Origin of the sequence: Streptomyces virginiae (assembly GCF_041432505.1) — a bacterium.
GTDB classification, from domain to species: Bacteria; Actinomycetota; Actinomycetes; order Streptomycetales; family Streptomycetaceae; genus Streptomyces; species Streptomyces virginiae_A.
Genome location: NZ_CP107871.1, coordinates 3956651 through 3972954, shown reverse-complemented (window position 1 = coordinate 3972954; position 16304 = coordinate 3956651). Strand labels below are relative to the sequence as shown.

The following is a 16304-nucleotide window of genomic DNA, read 5'->3' as shown; positions in this document are numbered from 1 at the left end:
TCAGTGCCGGAAGAAGATCCGGTCGCCGTACTCCTGCATCACGCGGCCGTTCCATTCGTGGCCGCCGTCGACGTTGCCGGAGCGCAGCAGCGGGGGTTCGACCCCGCGGGCGGCGAGCTCGCCGGCCGCCGCCGCCATGACCGCCTGCATGATCGCGCTGGTCACGACGGTGGAGGCGGGGGCGAAGGGCGCGTCGATGCCGTCGATGCTCAGCTCGGCGTCACCGACGGCGATCTTGCTGTCGAGGACGACGTCGCAGTGGTCCTTGAGGAAGGTGCCGGACAGGTGCCGGGACTTGGTCTCGGTCGCGTACGCCACGGAGGTCACGCCGATGACCTTGAGGCCGATGGCGCGGGCGTTCATCGCCATCTCGACGGGCAGGGCGTTGCGCCCGGAGAGGGAGATGATCACGAGGACGTCGCCGTCGGCGGCGGGGCTGCTGTCGAGGACGGCGCCGGCCAGGCCGTCGACCCGTTCCAGGGCGCTGCCCAGGGTCGCGGGCATGACGTCGATGCCGACCGTGCCCGGGACGGCGAGGAAGTTCATCAGGGCGAGGCCGCCGGCCCGGTAGACGACGTCCTGGGCGGGCAGTGAGGAGTGTCCGGCGCCGAAGGCGAAGAGCCGGTTGCCGGTGGCGACCGCGTCGGCGATGAGGGAGCCGGCCTCGGAGATGTGCGCGGCCTCCTCGTCCCGTACCCGCTCCAGCAGACCGATGGCGGCATCGAAGAACTGACCGGCCAGCTTGCTCTCGCTCATACGCCGATGGCCCTTCCAGAGGTGGGGGAGCGTCCGTGTCCGCCGCTCACCGTGCGGTCTGGACCAAGGGCGTGTCAATACGAACGTCAATCCCGCGACGAAAGCTCTGGTCGCGGGGCCCGGACATCCCCGGACGATCTTCCCGGGGATGTCCGGGAGATGTCCGGGAGCGGTCTTGACCGACGGCACGGGACGGTTGTCGGCCCGATGCGTCAGAATTGGGGGCAGGGCCAGCGCACGCAATCCGAGGGGCACGAATGTCCGGACTGATCGATACCACGGAGATGTATCTCCGCACCATCCTCGAGCTGGAAGAGGAAGGCGTGGTCCCCATGCGCGCCCGTATCGCGGAGCGGCTCGATCAGAGCGGTCCGACGGTGAGCCAGACGGTGGCGCGCATGGAGCGCGACGGCCTGGTGGCCGTCGCCAGCGACCGCCACCTGGAGTTGACGGAGGAGGGGCGCCGACTGGCTACGCGGGTCATGCGCAAGCACCGACTCGCGGAGTGTCTGCTCGTCGACGTCATCGGCCTGGAGTGGGAGCAGGTGCACGCGGAGGCCTGCCGGTGGGAGCACGTGATGAGCGAGGCGGTGGAGCGGCGGGTGCTGGAACTGCTGCGTCACCCGACCGAGTCGCCGTACGGGAACCCGATCCCGGGGCTGGAGGAGCTGGGTGAGAAGGCCGAGGCGGACCCGTTCCTCGAGGACGGGATGGTCAGTCTGTCCGAGCTCGACCCGGGCACGGAGGGCAAGACCGTGGTCGTCCGGCGGATCGGCGAGCCGATCCAGACGGATGCCCAGCTGATGTATACGCTCCGGCGGGCGGGCGTGCAGCCCGGCTCGGTGGTGAGCGTGACCGAGTCTCCGGGTGGTGTGCTGGTCGGCAGCGGTGGTGAGGCTGCCGAGCTGGACGTGGAGGTCGCCTCGCACGTGTTCGTGGCGAAGCGCTGACCCCCCGGCGCGTCGGCGTTCGCGTCGGCGTGGAGCGGATGTGTCCGATGGACGGTTCTGTGCGAGCCGTGACCTGGGGGGTCCTGCCCCACGGGTCGTGACCCGTACGGATGACCGGCCCTTGGTGTGGGCGGTCCCGGCGCCTTTCGGCGCCGGGACCGATCCTCCCCTTGGTGACCTGGAGCCCCGAGCTCTCAAGGTCGTCCCCTCGGACCGTCTTCCCCGAGCGGCCCGCCTCCCTGTTGAAAGGATCTCCATCGGCAGGGGCGGCCAATCCTTGAGCAAGGTCACTCGAAAGAGCGGTGTTGTGGGCGAGAAACCCGTTTTCGAATACGGGTTCGATAGTCTGGCGGGGAGCGAAGGGGGTGCATCTGCGGTGGTACAGCGCGTCGATGTGACAGGGGCCGACGGTGTCCGCCTGGCCGCCTGGGAGTTCCGCGAAGCAGAGGCAGAGCCCGACACCCGCCCCGGAGTGCTGTTACTGCACGGCCTGATGGGCCGCGCCTTCCACTGGGCCGGTACCGCCCGCTGGCTCCGCGAGCGCCGCCGCGTCGTGGCCCTGGACCAGCGCGGGCACGGCCAGAGCGGCCGCCCGCCCGCCGCCCCCGACGGCACCCCCACCGCCCTGGGTCGCGAGGCCTTCGTGGCCGACGCCGAAGCGGTCGTCGAGCAGCTCGGCCTCGCCCCCGTGACGCTGATCGGCCACTCGATGGGCGCCCTCACCGCCTGGCAGCTCGCGGCCCGCCGCCCGGAGCTGGTCGAGGCCGTGGTCATCTGCGACATGCGCGCCTCCGCCCTGGGCGCGGCCTCCCAGCAGGAATGGGAGGAGTGGTTCCACCACTGGCCGCTGCCCTTCCCCACCCAGGACGCGGCCCGCCGCTGGTTCGGCGAGGACGACCCCCGGGTGGAACGTCCCGACCCCGGCCGCGGCGCCTTCTTCGCCGAGGTCATGCACGAGGCCGCGGACGGCTGGCGCCCGGTCTTCTCCCGCCGCCAGATGCTGACGGCCCGCGAGACCTGGGTCCACGACGCGCACTGGGAGGAGCTCGCCCAGGTCCGCTGCCCGACCCTGGTGGTCCGCGGCCTGGACGGCGAACTGGGCCGGGCCGAGGCCCAGGAGATGGTTCGCGTCCTCCCGGCAGGCCAGTACGCGGAGATCCCCGACGCGGGCCACTACCTCCACTACGACCAGCCGACGGCCTGGCGCGACGTCCTGGAACCCTTCCTCGACGGCATCAAGGCCGAAGCCCCCTGACCGAGGCGACGCCTGCGCCCCTCCCGCACCGGGAGGGGCGCGACGGTCAGCGGATCCGAACGTCCCGATCTCCCGGTCGACCCCCTCCTCGTACGGGTCGACCCCTGCCCGGCCCGCTCTGTCAGCGGTCTGTCAGCGGGCTGTTCAGGGGCTGTCAGGGGGCGGCCCCATGGTGACGGTGTCGCCAGGCCAGCACCCCGAAACGAGGAACCCCGATGAACGCCGTCGCCGCCCTGCAGCTCCTGATCGCCCTCGCCTTCCTGAGCATTCCCGTGGTCCGCAGCCGCTACGGCGCCCGCGCCCAGGCCGCCGTCGAGGCCGAGTTGGGGCGCCAAGGGGTGCGCACCGGCGTCATGGCCGAGAACGGCATGCGGCTCGACGCCGGCGGGCACGAGACCTGGGCCCCCGTCGGGATCGCCACGGCCCTGCTCCTGCCCGCCGTCCTCGGGATCGCCGGCAGCTCCTGGAGCGGCACGCTGACCTGGGTCGTCCAGCCGCTCGTCATCCTCGTGAACTGCGTGATCCTCTACTCGAACCTGACCGCCGTGCCGTCCGTGACCGCCGCCTTCGCCCGGTCCGGGGACGCCGAACTGCAGCGCATCGACGTCCGGGCCATGCTCCGTGCCGCCGAGGACGGCTTCCCCGACTGGGTGATGCCCTACCTCCAGAACCTCCGGCACGTCGTCGTGTTCGCGGGCTCCATCGCCGTACTGGTCCTGCTCGCCGCCCACTGACACCGGACCCACGGCAACGGGCCGGCCTCCGCCCCCACGAGGGGAGGGAGGCCGGCCCGTTCCGGCGTGGTGACAGCCGACAGCCGACAGCCGACGGTCGACGGTCAGCGGTCGGGCGTCGGCGGTCAGCCCTTGCTGACCGCCCAGAGGATCTCCGGAAGCTGCCGCGCCACCTTCGGGGCCGAGAGCCGCAGGCCCGCCCACGTGGCCAGCACACCCCACACCACACCCAGCGGGAGCACGATCCAGGAGAGGCCCTGGTGGTCACCCACCTCGAACCAGACCGTCAGGGCGATCACCGGGGCGGAGATCACCGCCGAGACCAGCAGCCCGGCGAAGATGCCCGCCCAGGCGAGCCCGCCCTGACCGGGGGCGACGTTCTTGAAGGCGCCGTCCGACGGGATCGAGTACGGGAAACGGGCCGAGGCCAGGGCGCCCGTGCAGAGCATCGAGCCCAGCAGCGCCAAGGCCAGGCCGGTGGCCGCCGGGAGGGCCGACCAGTCACCGATCACCGCGGCCGTGACCACGGTGACCAGGACCGTGAACGGAACGGTGACCAGGGCCAGCGCGGCGGCCCGCGCCCGCAGTTCCACGTACGCGTCCCGCGTGGAGGAGATGGTCTGCGCGACCATCCAGAAGGCGGAGGTGTCCTGGCCGAACTGGTTGTACATCTGCATGCCGAGCATGCCCGCGCCGAAGCAGCCGAGGTAGACGGAGCCCGTGCCCTGGAGGGCGTTGAAGACCGGGATGATCAGGCCGATCGCCAGCGCGGTCACCCAGCCCGCCTTGGTCTTCGGGTCGCGGACGGCATAGCGCAGCGTGCGCTGCATGGTCGCGCCCGTCCGGCCGCCGGGCAGCAGGGACCACAGCCCGCCCGCCCCACGGTCCTTCATCGGCCGGGCGGCCGTGATGGTCGAGCCGTCCGGGGTGACCATCAGCTTGGTCAGGCTCCGCTCCCAGAACCACAGGAGGCCGGCCAGGGCGGCCAGGGTCAGGGCCAGTTGGGCGGCCGCCACCCCGTACGCGCCCTCGCTCGCCGAGTCCACCATGCCGACGGCGGTCGCCGGCGGCAGCCAGCGCACCACGGCCTCGACGGGCTCCAGGGAGGCGAGCCCACCCGCCTCGAACAGGCTCTGGCCGGCGAAGTTGGCCAGCTGCCCGCCCACGGCGATCAGCAGACCGCTGAGCACGGCCAGGTCGCGCCCCTTGCGGCTGGTCAGCAGCCGCACGTTGGCCGTGGCCACGGCCCGCGCGAGGGTCACGCAGCCGAGCACCAGCAGGGGCGCGGCCACCACGGCCGCCACCGCGCCGGCGGCGCCGCGCGCGACGGCCAGTACGGAGCCGACGGCCAGGCACAGCGTGAACAGCGGCCCGATGCCGACCAGTGAGGAGGCGAGGAGGGCCCGTACGAGCGGACGCGGGCGCAGCGGCAGCATCACCAGCCGGCTCGGGTCGAGGGTCTCGTCGCCGGTGGGGAAGAACAGCGGCATGAAGGCCCAGCCGAGGGCCAGGACGGCGGCCAGCAGGACGACGGCGGTGCCCGCGTGGGCGTTCCCGTGCAGCAGGGCCAGGCCGAGCGTCACGAAGAAGCCGACGATCAGGGCGAGGGCGAGTGTCGAGAAGTAGGCGGCCTTGCGCTTCGAGGAGCCCTTCAGGCCGTTGCGCAGCAGCGACAGCTTGAGGCGGACGAAGACCGAGGTCAGGGAGATCGACGCGGCGGACGAGGCTCCGGCCGTTCCGGCGGTTCCGGCGGACCTTGCGGGTCCGGTGGCGGAGGTGGTCACCGTGCCGGCCGGGCCGGCGGCGGGGTCGGCGGGCGAGGCGGGCGAGGTCATCGCGATCCCGCCCCGGAGCCGCCGCCGAGCCACTCCAGCGAGTCCCCGGCCGCGTCGCGCCCGTGCGCCCCGACCAGTTCGAGGAAGGCGGCCTGCAGCGAGGGCGCGGAGCCCCGTACGTCGGCCAGCGGGCCCGCGGCGCGGATCCGACCGGCGGCCATCACGGCCACCCAGTCGCACAGCGACTCGACGAGCTCCATCACGTGGGAGGAGAAGATGACCGTGGCACCGGAGGCCGTGTAGCGCTCCAGCACCCCGCGGATGGTCTGCGCCGACACCGGGTCGACGCCCTCGAACGGCTCGTCCAGGAAGAGCACTTCGGGGTTGTGCAGCAGGGCGGCCGCCAGGCCGATCTTCTTGCGCATACCGGTCGAGTAGTCCACGACCAGCTTGTGCTGCGAGCCCGCGAGGTCGAGGACGTCCAGCAGCTGCGTCGCCCGCTTGTCGGTCTCCTCGCCCGGCAGCCCCCGCAGCCGGCCCATGTAGCCGAGGAGTTCGCGGCCCGACAGTCGCTCGAAGAGCCGCAGACCCTCGGGCAGTACGCCGATCCGCGCCTTCACCTCGGTAGGGTCGGCCCACACGTCGAGCCCGGCGACGTGGACCCGCCCCATGTCGGGGCGGAGCAGGCCGGTCACCATCGACAGCGTGGTCGTCTTGCCCGCCCCGTTCGGGCCCACCAGTCCGATGAACTGTCCGGCGGGCAGCTCCAGGTCGATCCCGGCGACGGCAACCTGCTCGCCGAACCGCTTCCACAGACCTTCCACCCGCACGGCGGGCGGCGCGGATCGCGCGCCACCCGTTCCGTATGTCCCACCCGTCGCATCGCCCTGGTCCGGCATGCGCCTGCCTCTCATCACGTCCCCGTTGGTCGTTCCTTCTTCACCATAGGAGGAGGGGGAGAGGCTTGAGCAGTTACGTATGTCATCAGTTTTCGCCCTGATTTCGCATGTCCGGCGGGCGGTTCGGGCGGGCCGGGCGGGCTGTTCAGGGGCGCGGTCGGGCGGGCGCGTGCCGCGCGTCGGTCAGCCCTGGCGGCGCTTGCGTTCCGCCGCGGCCTCGCTGCCGCACGCGTACGCCAGCGCGTCGATCAGCTCCTCCGTGTCCGGCAGCCACCGGTTCGCCGGCGTGGGTCGCCGCGCCCACTGGACCGAGCCCCGGCCGCCGAAGCGGGTGGGTGGCGCCGCCACGTACTCGCCCTCGCCCCGCGTCACCAGGTCGATCGTGGCGGCCGTCCAGCCCAGCTTGCGCACCAGGTCGGGCACCTTTGCGCCGGCACCCGGCAGGACGAAGAACAGCATCCGGTGGTCGGGGGTGAGGGTGACCGGCCCGAGGGTGCGCTCCATCCGCTCCAGCCGGGCCAGCGCGAGGAATCCGGCCGACTCGGGCACGTCCAGCGCGTCGAAGGTCCGGCCCGTGGGCAGGAGGATCGAGGCCGGCGGGTGCTTCGCCCAGATCCGTCGGACCTGCACGGCGCTGCCGGTGGCCTGCGCCGCCCAGTCCTTCACCGCCGGGTGGGCGCCGGGTGCCGGGCAGTCCGCGGCCGCGCAGGAGCACAGCTCGCGACCGTCCGCGGGCTCCAACCAGGTGCCGGCGAAGACATCCCAGTGCCGTTCTTCCGCGTACCGCACGGCATGGTCCAGCAGCTGCTCGCCGCGCTGCTTGGGGATGGGTGCGGTCTCCGTGACTCCGATGGTCTCTTCCACGCCCATCACAACTCCTCGGGTCACCCGGGGTTACGGGCGTAAACCAAGGGGCGGGCGGAGCATCGATCCTGCATACGGGGCGCACTGGTGCACGTGTGGGGGCGCGTAGGAGGTCGGGGCGCCGGAGTTGGGTAGCGACACGACGCAGAGCGGAAGATTCTCCGCACATCAGGCGGGAAGTGATCATTCCAACGGATCACCCGCGGTCAGCAGGGGGTTTTCATGGCAGCCAGGCCTCTCGTCGCCCGCCAGCCGAACGAACGGCTGCAGGCGCTCATCCAGGAAGCCGGGTGCTCCAACGCCGGGCTCGCCCGGCGCGTGAACATGTGCGGGGCCGAGCACGGCCTCGATCTCCGCTACGACAAGACCTCCGTGGCCCGGTGGTTGCGCGGCCAGCAGCCGCGCGGCCGGGCTCCCGGAATCATCGCCGAGGCGCTCGGGCGCAAACTGGGCCGGACCGTCACCATCGACGAGATCGGCATGGCCAACGGGAAGAACCTCGCCTCCGGTGTCGGCCTGCAGTTCTCCCCGACCGTCATCGGCGCCATCGAGCAGGTCTGCGAGCTGTGGCGCAGCGACGTCGGCCGCCGCGACTTCCTCGCCGGCTCCAGCGTGGCCGCCTCCGCGCTCGTGGAGCCGAGCCGTGACTGGCTGATCACCGGGGCCGACACCCAGGTCGCCCGCAGCGGTGGTTCCCGGGTCGGCATGTCGGACGTGGAGGCGGTCCGCGCGACCACCGAGGCCCTCAAGGACCTCGACCACCGCTTCGGCAGCGGGCACGTGCGGCCGGTGGTCGTGCACTACCTCAACTCGGTGGTGTCGGGGCTGATCGGCGGCTCGTACCGGGAGCCCGTCGGGCGGGCCCTGTTCGCGGCCGTGGCCCGGCTGACCGAGCTGGCCGGCTACATGGCGGTGGACACGGGCCAGCCGGGCCTGGCCCAGCGCTACTACATCCAGGCGCTACGCCTGGCCCAGGCGGCGGGGGACCGGGCGTACGGGGGCTACGTGCTCGCGGCGTCCATGAGCCACCTCGCCGCCGAACTGGGCAACCCGCGGGAGATCGCGCAGCTGGCCCGGGCCGCCCAGGAGGGGACGCGCGGGCAGGTCACCCCGCGGGTCGAGGCCATGTTCTACGCGGCCGAGGCGCGCGGGCACGCCCTGCTCGGGGACACCCGGGCGACGGCGGTGCTGTCGGGGCGGGCGGTGAGCGCGCTGGAGCGGGCGGAGCCGGAGTCGGGCGACGATCCGGTGTGGATCCGCCACTTCGACGCGGCGTACCTGGCGGACGAGCTGGCGCACTGCCATCGCGACCTGGGTCAGGCGGACGCGGCGGCCAGGCGGGCGGAGGAGGCCCTGCGGGGCCTGCCGGCGGGCAAGGCGCGCCGCAGGGCCATCGGGCTGCTGCTGCTGGCGGCGGCGCAGGTGCAGCAGCGGGAGGTGGAACAGGCCTGTCTGACGGCGACGCAGGCGGCCGAACTGTTGGAGGGGCTCCGCTCGAACCGGGGAGTGGAGTACCTGGACGACTTCCGGACGAGGCTGGAGCCGTACCGGGAGGAGGCGGCGGTGCGGGAGTTCGCGGCGCGGCTGGAGGTGACGGCGTAGGCGGGGTGTCCCGTCCGTCGGGCCCGGCCCGATCGGCGGGACACCCGTAGGGCGAGGCCGGACGGGGTTCGGGGTGCTCTCACGGTGGCGGTGCGTGACGGGGTAGCGTGACCCGACGGTTCCGTAGGGTCGGGCGAGTCGGATAAGGAGTCCCGGTGACGCAGAGCGGACAAGGGGGCGCCCCCCAGCCGGGTGGCCCGTGGGGTCCGGACCCGGCGTCCGGGTACCAGGCGTACCCGGAGCAGCAGGCACCCCAGCAGGCGATGCAGCAGCCGGAACAGCAGCAGCTGCAGCAGCCCGGGGCCGCGTACGGATATCCGCAGGCCTATCCCGGCCCGCAGGCCTATCCCGGCCCGGAGGCCGCGCCCGGTCATGTGGTGGGGCCCGGCTACGAGGGGCCGGGGGATCCGCACGGCTACGGCTACCCGCCGCTGCCCGAGGCCGCGACCCAGTACATTCCGCCGGTCCCGGCCGCGCCCGGCCACGACGAGGCGGCGACGCAGTACATCCCGCCCGTGCCGGCCGCGCCCACGCCCGCGCACGACGAGGCCGCGACGCAGTACATCCCGCCGGTTCCGGCCGCGCCCGCGCACGAGGAGGCGGCGACCCAGTACATCCCGCCGGTCCCCGCCGACCGCGCCGTGGACGGGTTCGACGGGCTCTTCCGGGGAGACGACTCCGCCGGGCACACGCAGCACCTGCCGCCCGTGCAGGAGCCCGTGCTGCGCCGGCCGCCGCAGCGCCCCCAGCCGCAGCGGCCGCAGCAGGCCCAGTACCAGCAGCCGCACCCGCAGCACCAGCAGCCCCACCCGCAGCAGCAGTACGCCCCGCCCCCGCCGCCCCCGGAGACCGGGCGCAAGGTCTCGCCCGCGATCATCGCCGCGGTGGTCATAGGCCTGGCCGTCGTCGGGCTCGGCGTCGGTTCGCTGCTCGCCGACGACAAGCCGCAGAACAACGACCCGGGCGCGGTCGCCGCCGCCCCGACGGCGAGCGGCGGTTCCGCGGCCCCCGGCGGCGAGGCCCCGGTCGACCCGGCGCGCCCGCAGGCCGTCCAGCTGGACAAGGTCCTCGCGGACAGCAACGACAGCCGGGCCGCGGTGATCAAGGCCGTCGAGGACATCAAGGGCTGCAACAACCTCGACCAGGCGGCCGCCGACCTGCGCGACGCGGCCCGCCAGCGCGAGGAGCTGATCACCCGCCTCCAGGAGCTGAAGGTGGACCAGCTCCCGGACCACGCGAAGCTGTCCGCGTCCCTGACCAAGGCCTGGCAGGCCTCGGCGGACGCCGACAACAGCTACGCGGCCTGGGCGGACGACGTCGACGACGACAAGTGCAAGGACGGCAAGGCCAAGTCCACCAAGAACGCCTCCGACGGCAACCGGTCGAGCGGCGAGGCCACGAAGGCCAAGGAGTCCGCCGCGACCATGTGGAACGCGATCGCGGGCAAGTACGGCCTCACCAAGCGGGACAAGTCCCAGCTCTGAGCCAGGCCCGGAGCCCGCGGACCCGGATCCCGGGTCCGCGGGGTCCGCGTCAGGCCATGGGCGGGGCCGTCACCAGGGTCGGGGTCATGTCCAGCGACCGCTCGCCGGGCTGCGCCACGAGGCGCCCGGCCTGCACGATCTGGAAGGTGACCTGTCCGTTGACGATGCGGGGGAAGCCGGCGACGGCGCGCATGTCCTGGTAGCGCCAGCTCAGGTTCGGGGTGAGACCGCCGGTGTTGACCGGCTGCGACTCGTTCAGGGCGCGCTTGACCTTGGGGCCGGTGATCTGCTCGCCCTCCTTGAACCGCTTGAGGATCTCGCTGAGCACCGTGTACGCGATCCAGGTGGTCTGCGCCCCGCTGTCGTCGGGGTCGACGGTGTCGTCGCCGAACGCGAAGTCGGAGACCACCTTCCGCATGGGCTCCCAGAGCGGATCGGCGGCCACCGGGTACCAGCTGGTCAGGTACGCGCCCTCGAAGGGGCTCTCCTTGCCGCCCGTGCGGTCCACCAGGGACTGGCTGACGCTGCCGAGCACGGAGGAGATCTGCGGCTTCTTGCGCTGGGCGTCGGTCCGGCGGAAGGCGTCGAAGAAGGTCTCGGTGCGCTCGCCGAGGACGGCGGTCACGCAGCCCTTCTCCTTTTCCTTCTCCTTGCCGGTGCCGCTGGTGTGCGCGAGGGCCTCGCGGGCCTCCGGTCCGAAGTCGGCCGAATCCTCGGCGGCCCGGATGTCGGAGGCGTCGGCCATCTTGTTGGCCCGCAGCCCGGCGTTGAGGAGGACCGGCAGGGTGTCGCCCGCGAGGGTGTCGGGGCGGACCAGGGCGACCTGGTTGCAGGCCCGGCCCAGCTGGTGGCCGGCGCCCGCGATCAGGACGGGCTGGCCGCCGTTGACCGGGTAGGACAGCGGGGACTGGAACTCCTCGGAGGAGACCCCGTAGCCGCCGATGAAGGGGATGCCCTCGGCCTCCAGCGGTGCCATGAAGGCGCGGCCGTGCTGACTGTAGGAGCCGACGACGGCGATGGCCTTCTCGGCGACGGCCTTGCGGGCGCAGTCGGCGGCGCCGGACGCCGTGTTCTTCTCGTTGCAGGTCAGTACGCGAAGCTTGCGGCCGTTGATCCCGCCCTTGGAGTTCACCCAGCGCTCGTACGCCTTGGCCATGCCGGTCATTCCGGGCATGTTGGTCGCTTTGGTGTCTTCCGGTGCGAAGGTCAGGACGGTGACGGTGCCCTCGGAGCCCCCCGAGCCCCCGGGGATCGTCCCGCATCCGGCGATGAGACACGTACCCAGCGCCGTGGCCACGAAGGTGCGGGAGAGGGACACGACACGTCGCGAGTTGGTCATGTCCATGCACCATTCCGCCCCACCGGTAACTGTCGAGTGAGATGGACACAACATCGGGTGACGTCCAGGTGAATTACGGGGGCGCGATCCCCGTGGGTGGGCGCCTCAAGATCGCGCTGACCAGGAACGTACGATCGAAAGCGTGACATTCGCCCAAGGTTCGACGAACCCTTCCCGACGCGGTGGCCGCTCCTCCACCATGGGCGGCATGCCCCTCAACGACATGCCCTGGTGGCGCTGGCGCTGCAACGTGCGCTCGGCGCTGCACATGCTCTCCGACCCGGTCTTCCACGAGGACACCTGGCTGACCGGCGACGAGGCGTACGGCGACATCACCGACGCCGTGTACCGGCTCGTCGAGGACACCTGGCTCGACAGCTGGTCCGCCGAGAAGTACGTCGGCACGATCTTCCGCGACTCCCAGGAGGCGGCCGTCGTCGACCTCGCCGTGCTAAGGGTGCTCCGCATCCTCCACCAGGTCGGGCCCGACGCCCCCGTCTCCGCCTACCTGGAGCACCACGCGTGGCCCGAGGCGGTACGTGCCGCGCGCGAGGCCCACGTACGGCTCGCGGAAGCCGACGGCGACGACCCCGACGTGCGACCCACGTCGCTCGATGCGTTGAAGATCCTCACCCGCGCGGTGTGAAAGGCTGTGCGGTCATGAGCGACCCGCACACCGAGGCCCAGGCCCAGCCCCAGTACGTCCTGACCATGTCCTGCCCCGACAAGCAGGGCATCGTGCATGCCGTGTCGAGTTACCTCTTCATGACCGGATGCAACATCGTGGACAGCCAGCAGTTCGGAGACCGGGAGACCGGACTCTTCTTCATGCGGGTGCACTTCGAGGCCGAGCCCCCGGTGACGGTCGAGAAGCTGCGCGCCAGCTTCGCCGCGATCGGCGACTCCTTCAAGATGGACTGGCAGATCCACCGCTCCGAGGAGCGCATGCGGATCATCCTCATGGTGTCCAGGTTCGGGCACTGCCTGAACGACCTGCTGTTCCGCTCCAGCATCGGCGCCCTGCCGGTCGAGATCGCGGCCGTGGTCTCCAACCACACCGATTTCGCCGAACTGGTCGGCTCCTACGACATCCCGTTCGTGCACATTCCCGTCACCAAGGACACCAAGCCGGAGGCGGAGGCGCAGCTGCTGGAGCTGGTGCGCGCCGAGAACGTCGACCTGGTCGTCCTGGCGCGCTACATGCAGGTGCTCTCCGACAAGCTGTGCACCGAACTGAGCGGGCGGATCATCAACATCCACCACTCGTTCCTGCCGAGCTTCAAGGGCGCGAAGCCGTACCACCAGGCGCACGCGCGAGGTGTGAAGCTGATCGGCGCGACCGCGCACTACGTGACGGCGAACCTCGACGAGGGGCCGATCATCGAGCAGGAGGTCGAGCGGGTGGGCCACGAGGTGACGCCGGACCAGCTGGTGGCGATCGGCCGGGACGTGGAGTGCCAGGCGCTCGCGCGCGCGGTGAAGTGGCACAGCGAGCACCGCGTACTGCTCAACGGCGCCCGCACGGTCGTCTTCGCGTAGCCGCCACGGCCACGACGGCGCCTACCCCAACCAGCCTCGCCGGCGTTCGGTGCACACAGCCGTGGTGGCGCGCATGAACCAGCCTCGCCGGCGTTTGAGGCGCGGGGTCCGGGGCAGCGCCCCGGGAAGCCGGGCCGCAGGGGCCGGTGAGAGGTCGCGCGTAGCCCCGGCACCGGCACCGGCCCCGGCCCTGACCCCGACGCCGGCTGCGGGGGGCGGGGCCGGGCCCCGCCGTCACCTGCCGAGCGCGCCGCAGGCGTCACGCGTCCGGGGCCTCCACGCCGCAGTAGCCCGCGAAGGCCGCCAGGATCTCGTCCTCCGAGATGCGGCCGTCGCTGTCCGCGTCCAGGGCGGCCGCCACCTGGGTGGCCAGCTCCGGGGCGGTGCCCAGGACGCGCAGCACCCGGGCCGCGTTCGGTGGGGTCGCGCCGCCGCCGTCCTCGTCCGCCACCGCGATCACGGCCCGCAGGAACGGCCGCGCGATCTCCGCGAACCGCTCCGGGTTGTCGCGCAGCCGCTTCGCGGCCCCGGTGATGAACTCCTCGCGGGACACCCGCTGGTCCCCGTCGACGTCCGCGATACCGGCCATGCCCTGCCAGAAGGCCTCGGCGCCCGCGAAGACGGCCTGGCCCTTGTCCGACCGGGCGGTGGTACCGAATTCGGCCAGGACGGACTTCGCGGCAGCGCTGAAGTCCTCCCGGTCGATATAGCCGGACCCGTCCTGGTCGAAGGTGGCGAATCGGGCGGCGATCTTGCGCTCGTATTCTGCGCTGTCCATATTCGGCGTTCCGCCTTCACGTGTGCAGTGGGGTTCAGATCAAGACAAGGCAGGAGCGTAAGGCCTACGTGGCCTGTGCGTTAAGCGAAGTGGTCAAGGAGGCGGCCGCATCGAACCCGCGCACGGGGAGCGCGGTGGGGCGCGTACACCTGTCCCCATGTGCCGTCACCCGTACCACCGTTCACGCCCTGCCACGCACCTATCACGCAGGGCGCACTTCCAGGGTGAGGTTCTTCCAAAACAGGCGCGATCGGCCATGTGCCCACTACATTCGATGCGTCGACACACGGCTGGGGGCATTCATGCCGAAGGACGCACCACCGCGCTGGGACCGCCGCATGCAGCAGCGACTCGCCCGTGGCGAGGCCGCCGCGCTCGGGGAGCTGTACGACCGCTTCGCCTCGCTCGTGCACAGCCTGGCGCACCGGGTACTGGGCGACGAGAAGGCCGCGGACCGGATCACCCGTGAGGTCTTCGGGTACATCTGGGAGAACCCGGACGCCTACGACCCCAAGCAGGGCTCCATGCGCTCCTGGGTCGCACGGATCACCCAGGGCCAGGCGGTCGCCCGACTGCGCCAGGCCGAACTGGGCCGGGGCTCCCGCGAGGAGCTGGAGCAGAAGGTGCGCAGCGCCAACGCGGCCGCCCGCGCCGACTACATCGTCACCTCGATGCCCGCGCCCCTGCGCGCCGCGCTGGAACTCGCCTACTTCAAGCGGCGCGACTACCGGCAGGCCGCCGCCGACCTGCAGATCAGTGAGGACGAGGCGCGGCGCCGGCTGCGCCTCGGACTGCAACTGCTGTCGACCGCCAACACCCTCCCGCAGGAGGAGACCGCCCGGTCCGGATATGGAACGCCTCGATGAACGGCCCTCCCCAGTCGCCCGATGACGGATACGAGCGTCTCGGCGGGCAGGCGCGGATACCCGGTCCGCGCGGGGCCGCCGACGACCTCGACCCGGGTCACGCGCCGCGGTCGCTGCCGCCCCTGCCGTCGATGCCGTCGACCCCGGTCGAGCCGGCGCCGGTCGAGCTGCCCCCGGTCGCACCGCCTCCGCCCTCCCACGCCGTGCTGAAGTCCCTGCTCGGGGCGTGGGCACTGGCGGCCTGCTCGGCCGAGGAGACCCAGGCGGTGGAGGACCACCTCACCGAGTGCGCGCCCTGCGCGGAGGAAGCCCTGCGCCTGCGCGACGCGGTGGGGCTGCTGCACCCGGAGGAGAACCTCGACCTGAAACCGCTGCTGCGTTCACGCGTCCTGGAGGACTGCCTGGGCAAGCGGCCGGCGCGCATTCCGGTGCCGGTGTGGGCGAGTCCGTACGACACCGAGACCGCGCGGCTCGACGCGTTGCTGCAGGACTTCGGCGACTCGGAATGGCACACCCCGGTACGGCTGAAGTGGTTCGAGGAGGAACGGCGCCGGTCGCAGCGCACCACGGTGGCCGGGGTGATCGGCCATCTGCTGACGGTCGACGGGCTGATCGCCTCGGCACTCGGGCTCGACGACCCGCTCGGGCCGGACGCCCCGAAGGGCGGTCCGACCGTGCGGACGGAGCACTTCTGGGGCGCGTCGGTGAACCCGATCACGCGGCAGGTCCGCGACCCGTGGCGGGAACAGGGCCACACGCTGGTCCGCACGGTCTCCTTCGCCGGCCGCGGAGTCGGCGAGCTGGCCGTGGACTACGGCGGCTTCGCACTGCCGCTCGGCGACGCGTTCCTGGAGCGCGCCTTCGAGTGCTGGGTGCACGCGTGGGACATCGCGGAGGCGGTGGACTACCCGTACGAGCCGCCGGCCGGGCCGCACCTGCACGGGATGATCGACCTGGCGGCGCGGCTCCTGCCGGGCGCACTGGCGCAGCGCAGGCGCGCGGGTCTGGCCGCTCCGGCGCGGGGCCTGGTCGCGGCGGGCGCGCCCGGGCGGACCCTGCACCTGGAGATCGAGGGCTCGGGCGGCGGAGGCTGGGACATCGCGCTGGACTCGCCGGGAGCGAAACCGTCGCCTGAACGCACGGTGGCGGAGATCGCCCTGGACGGGATCGAGTTCTGCCAGCTGGCCGCCGGGCACATCTCCCCGGAGGAGGCGGCGGTGGGCCAGCACGGCGACCGCGAGGCGATCCGGGACGTGCTGTTCGCGGCGGCGTCGCTGAGCAGGCTGTAGGGGGGCCGGGGGGTACGGGCCCTTGCGCGCGCGGGGCCTTCACCCCCGCGACCCCCTACCCCCGCTCGGCGGCTGCCCACCCACCCCCGGGCGCGGGCCAGCTCCGGGGCGGCGGGGGGAGGGTTGGGCGGGGGCTTCGGGGCGGCGGGAGCTGCTGGGCCGACATCAGAGCTG

15 protein-coding genes are annotated in these 16304 nt (G+C 72.4%); 9 read left to right on the top strand and 6 right to left on the bottom strand.

Going from position 1 to position 16304, the window contains the following annotated elements; all coding sequences use genetic code 11:
• Complete coding sequence (locus OG624_RS18450) at positions 1-756, bottom strand: SIS domain-containing protein (RefSeq protein ID WP_371587938.1); 756 nt, start codon at positions 754-756, stop codon at positions 1-3.
• Between the two features lie 257 nt (positions 757-1013).
• Between OG624_RS18450 and OG624_RS18445 the strand changes: the two genes are divergently transcribed.
• The 3 genes from OG624_RS18445 to OG624_RS18435 all read left to right on the top strand — a co-directional run bounded on the left by OG624_RS18445 (position 1014) and on the right by OG624_RS18435 (position 3695).
• Positions 1014-1706 (top strand): metal-dependent transcriptional regulator, encoded by a 693-nt coding sequence (locus OG624_RS18445; protein WP_030390665.1) that lies wholly within the window; start codon positions 1014-1016, stop codon positions 1704-1706.
• Positions 1707-2082: 376 nt separating this feature from the next.
• Positions 2083-2961 carry an alpha/beta fold hydrolase gene (locus OG624_RS18440; protein WP_266352232.1) on the top strand — a complete coding sequence of 293 codons (879 nt, stop codon included), beginning with the start codon at positions 2083-2085 and terminating at the stop codon, positions 2959-2961.
• A 215-nt stretch (positions 2962-3176) separates the two neighbouring features.
• Positions 3177-3695, top strand: coding sequence for a hypothetical protein (locus OG624_RS18435; protein ID WP_033223705.1), 519 nt, complete (start codon positions 3177-3179; stop codon positions 3693-3695).
• Positions 3696-3820: 125 nt separating this feature from the next.
• Here OG624_RS18435 and OG624_RS18430 read toward each other — a convergent pair whose 3' ends face one another.
• The 3 genes from OG624_RS18430 to OG624_RS18420 form a co-directional block, all read right to left on the bottom strand.
• On the bottom strand, positions 3821-5530 hold the full coding sequence (locus OG624_RS18430) for a transporter (protein WP_266442147.1): 1710 nt from the start codon (positions 5528-5530) through the stop codon (positions 3821-3823).
• Positions 5527-6369 (bottom strand): ABC transporter ATP-binding protein, encoded by an 843-nt coding sequence (locus OG624_RS18425; RefSeq protein WP_033223706.1) that lies wholly within the window; start codon positions 6367-6369, stop codon positions 5527-5529. The genes OG624_RS18430 and OG624_RS18425 overlap by 4 nt, the downstream gene beginning before the upstream one ends.
• 183 nt (positions 6370-6552) lie before the next feature.
• The gene (locus OG624_RS18420; protein WP_371640858.1) at positions 6553-7233 is read right to left on the bottom strand and encodes a bifunctional DNA primase/polymerase; all 681 of its coding nucleotides are present in this window, start codon (positions 7231-7233) and stop codon (positions 6553-6555) included.
• 222 nt (positions 7234-7455) lie between these two features.
• Between OG624_RS18420 and OG624_RS18415 the strand changes: the two genes are divergently transcribed.
• Positions 7456-8835, top strand: coding sequence for a hypothetical protein (locus tag OG624_RS18415; protein WP_033223707.1), 1380 nt, complete (start codon positions 7456-7458; stop codon positions 8833-8835).
• 155 nt (positions 8836-8990) lie between these two features.
• Entirely contained in the window at positions 8991-10319 is a 1329-nt protein-coding gene (locus OG624_RS18410) for a hypothetical protein (RefSeq protein ID WP_371639603.1), read from the top strand.
• Between the two features lie 49 nt (positions 10320-10368).
• On the opposite strand, the gene OG624_RS18405 is transcribed toward OG624_RS18410, so the two are convergent.
• Positions 10369-11658 (bottom strand): ABC transporter substrate-binding protein, encoded by a 1290-nt coding sequence (locus OG624_RS18405; RefSeq protein WP_033223733.1) that lies wholly within the window; start codon positions 11656-11658, stop codon positions 10369-10371.
• Between the two features lie 199 nt (positions 11659-11857).
• Here OG624_RS18405 and OG624_RS18400 point away from each other — a divergent pair, with 199 nt between their 5' ends.
• The gene (locus OG624_RS18400) at positions 11858-12304 is read left to right on the top strand and encodes an SCO4402 family protein (protein ID WP_030732423.1); all 447 of its coding nucleotides are present in this window, start codon (positions 11858-11860) and stop codon (positions 12302-12304) included.
• 14 nt (positions 12305-12318) lie between these two features.
• A complete protein-coding gene (gene purU / locus OG624_RS18395) occupies positions 12319-13197 on the top strand; it encodes a formyltetrahydrofolate deformylase (RefSeq protein ID WP_051763538.1) in 879 nt (292 codons plus the stop codon).
• A 259-nt stretch (positions 13198-13456) separates the two neighbouring features.
• Here the strand turns inward: purU and OG624_RS18390 are convergent, their stop codons facing one another.
• A complete protein-coding gene (locus OG624_RS18390) occupies positions 13457-13975 on the bottom strand; it encodes an EF-hand domain-containing protein (RefSeq protein ID WP_033223708.1) in 519 nt (172 codons plus the stop codon).
• A gap of 302 nt (positions 13976-14277) precedes the next feature.
• On the opposite strand from OG624_RS18390, the gene OG624_RS18385 reads away from it, so the two are divergent.
• Together OG624_RS18385 and OG624_RS18380 are read left to right on the top strand one after the other, a co-directional pair.
• On the top strand, positions 14278-14841 hold the full coding sequence (locus tag OG624_RS18385) for a sigma-70 family RNA polymerase sigma factor (RefSeq protein WP_033223709.1): 564 nt from the start codon (positions 14278-14280) through the stop codon (positions 14839-14841).
• A complete protein-coding gene (locus tag OG624_RS18380) occupies positions 14838-16130 on the top strand; it encodes a zf-HC2 domain-containing protein (protein WP_371587934.1) in 1293 nt (430 codons plus the stop codon). The genes OG624_RS18385 and OG624_RS18380 overlap by 4 nt, the downstream gene beginning before the upstream one ends.
• Positions 16131-16304 lie beyond the last annotated feature (174 nt).

Coding starts and splice junctions, on each gene's coding strand:
- OG624_RS18415 (WP_033223707.1), top strand. CDS start 7,456: ATGGCAGCCAGGCCTCTCGTCGCCCGCCAGCCGAACGAACGGCTGCAG.
- OG624_RS18405 (WP_033223733.1), bottom strand. CDS start 11,658: ATGACCAACTCGCGACGTGTCGTGTCCCTCTCCCGCACCTTCGTGGCC.
- OG624_RS18435 (WP_033223705.1), top strand. CDS start 3,177: ATGAACGCCGTCGCCGCCCTGCAGCTCCTGATCGCCCTCGCCTTCCTG.
- OG624_RS18380 (WP_371587934.1), top strand. CDS start 14,838: ATGAACGGCCCTCCCCAGTCGCCCGATGACGGATACGAGCGTCTCGGC.
- OG624_RS18445 (WP_030390665.1), top strand. CDS start 1,014: ATGTCCGGACTGATCGATACCACGGAGATGTATCTCCGCACCATCCTC.
- OG624_RS18400 (WP_030732423.1), top strand. CDS start 11,858: ATGGGCGGCATGCCCCTCAACGACATGCCCTGGTGGCGCTGGCGCTGC.
- OG624_RS18430 (WP_266442147.1), bottom strand. CDS start 5,530: ATGACCTCGCCCGCCTCGCCCGCCGACCCCGCCGCCGGCCCGGCCGGC.
- OG624_RS18390 (WP_033223708.1), bottom strand. CDS start 13,975: ATGGACAGCGCAGAATACGAGCGCAAGATCGCCGCCCGATTCGCCACC.
- purU (WP_051763538.1), top strand. CDS start 12,319: ATGAGCGACCCGCACACCGAGGCCCAGGCCCAGCCCCAGTACGTCCTG.
- OG624_RS18425 (WP_033223706.1), bottom strand. CDS start 6,369: ATGCCGGACCAGGGCGATGCGACGGGTGGGACATACGGAACGGGTGGC.
- OG624_RS18385 (WP_033223709.1), top strand. CDS start 14,278: ATGCCGAAGGACGCACCACCGCGCTGGGACCGCCGCATGCAGCAGCGA.
- OG624_RS18450 (WP_371587938.1), bottom strand. CDS start 756: ATGAGCGAGAGCAAGCTGGCCGGTCAGTTCTTCGATGCCGCCATCGGT.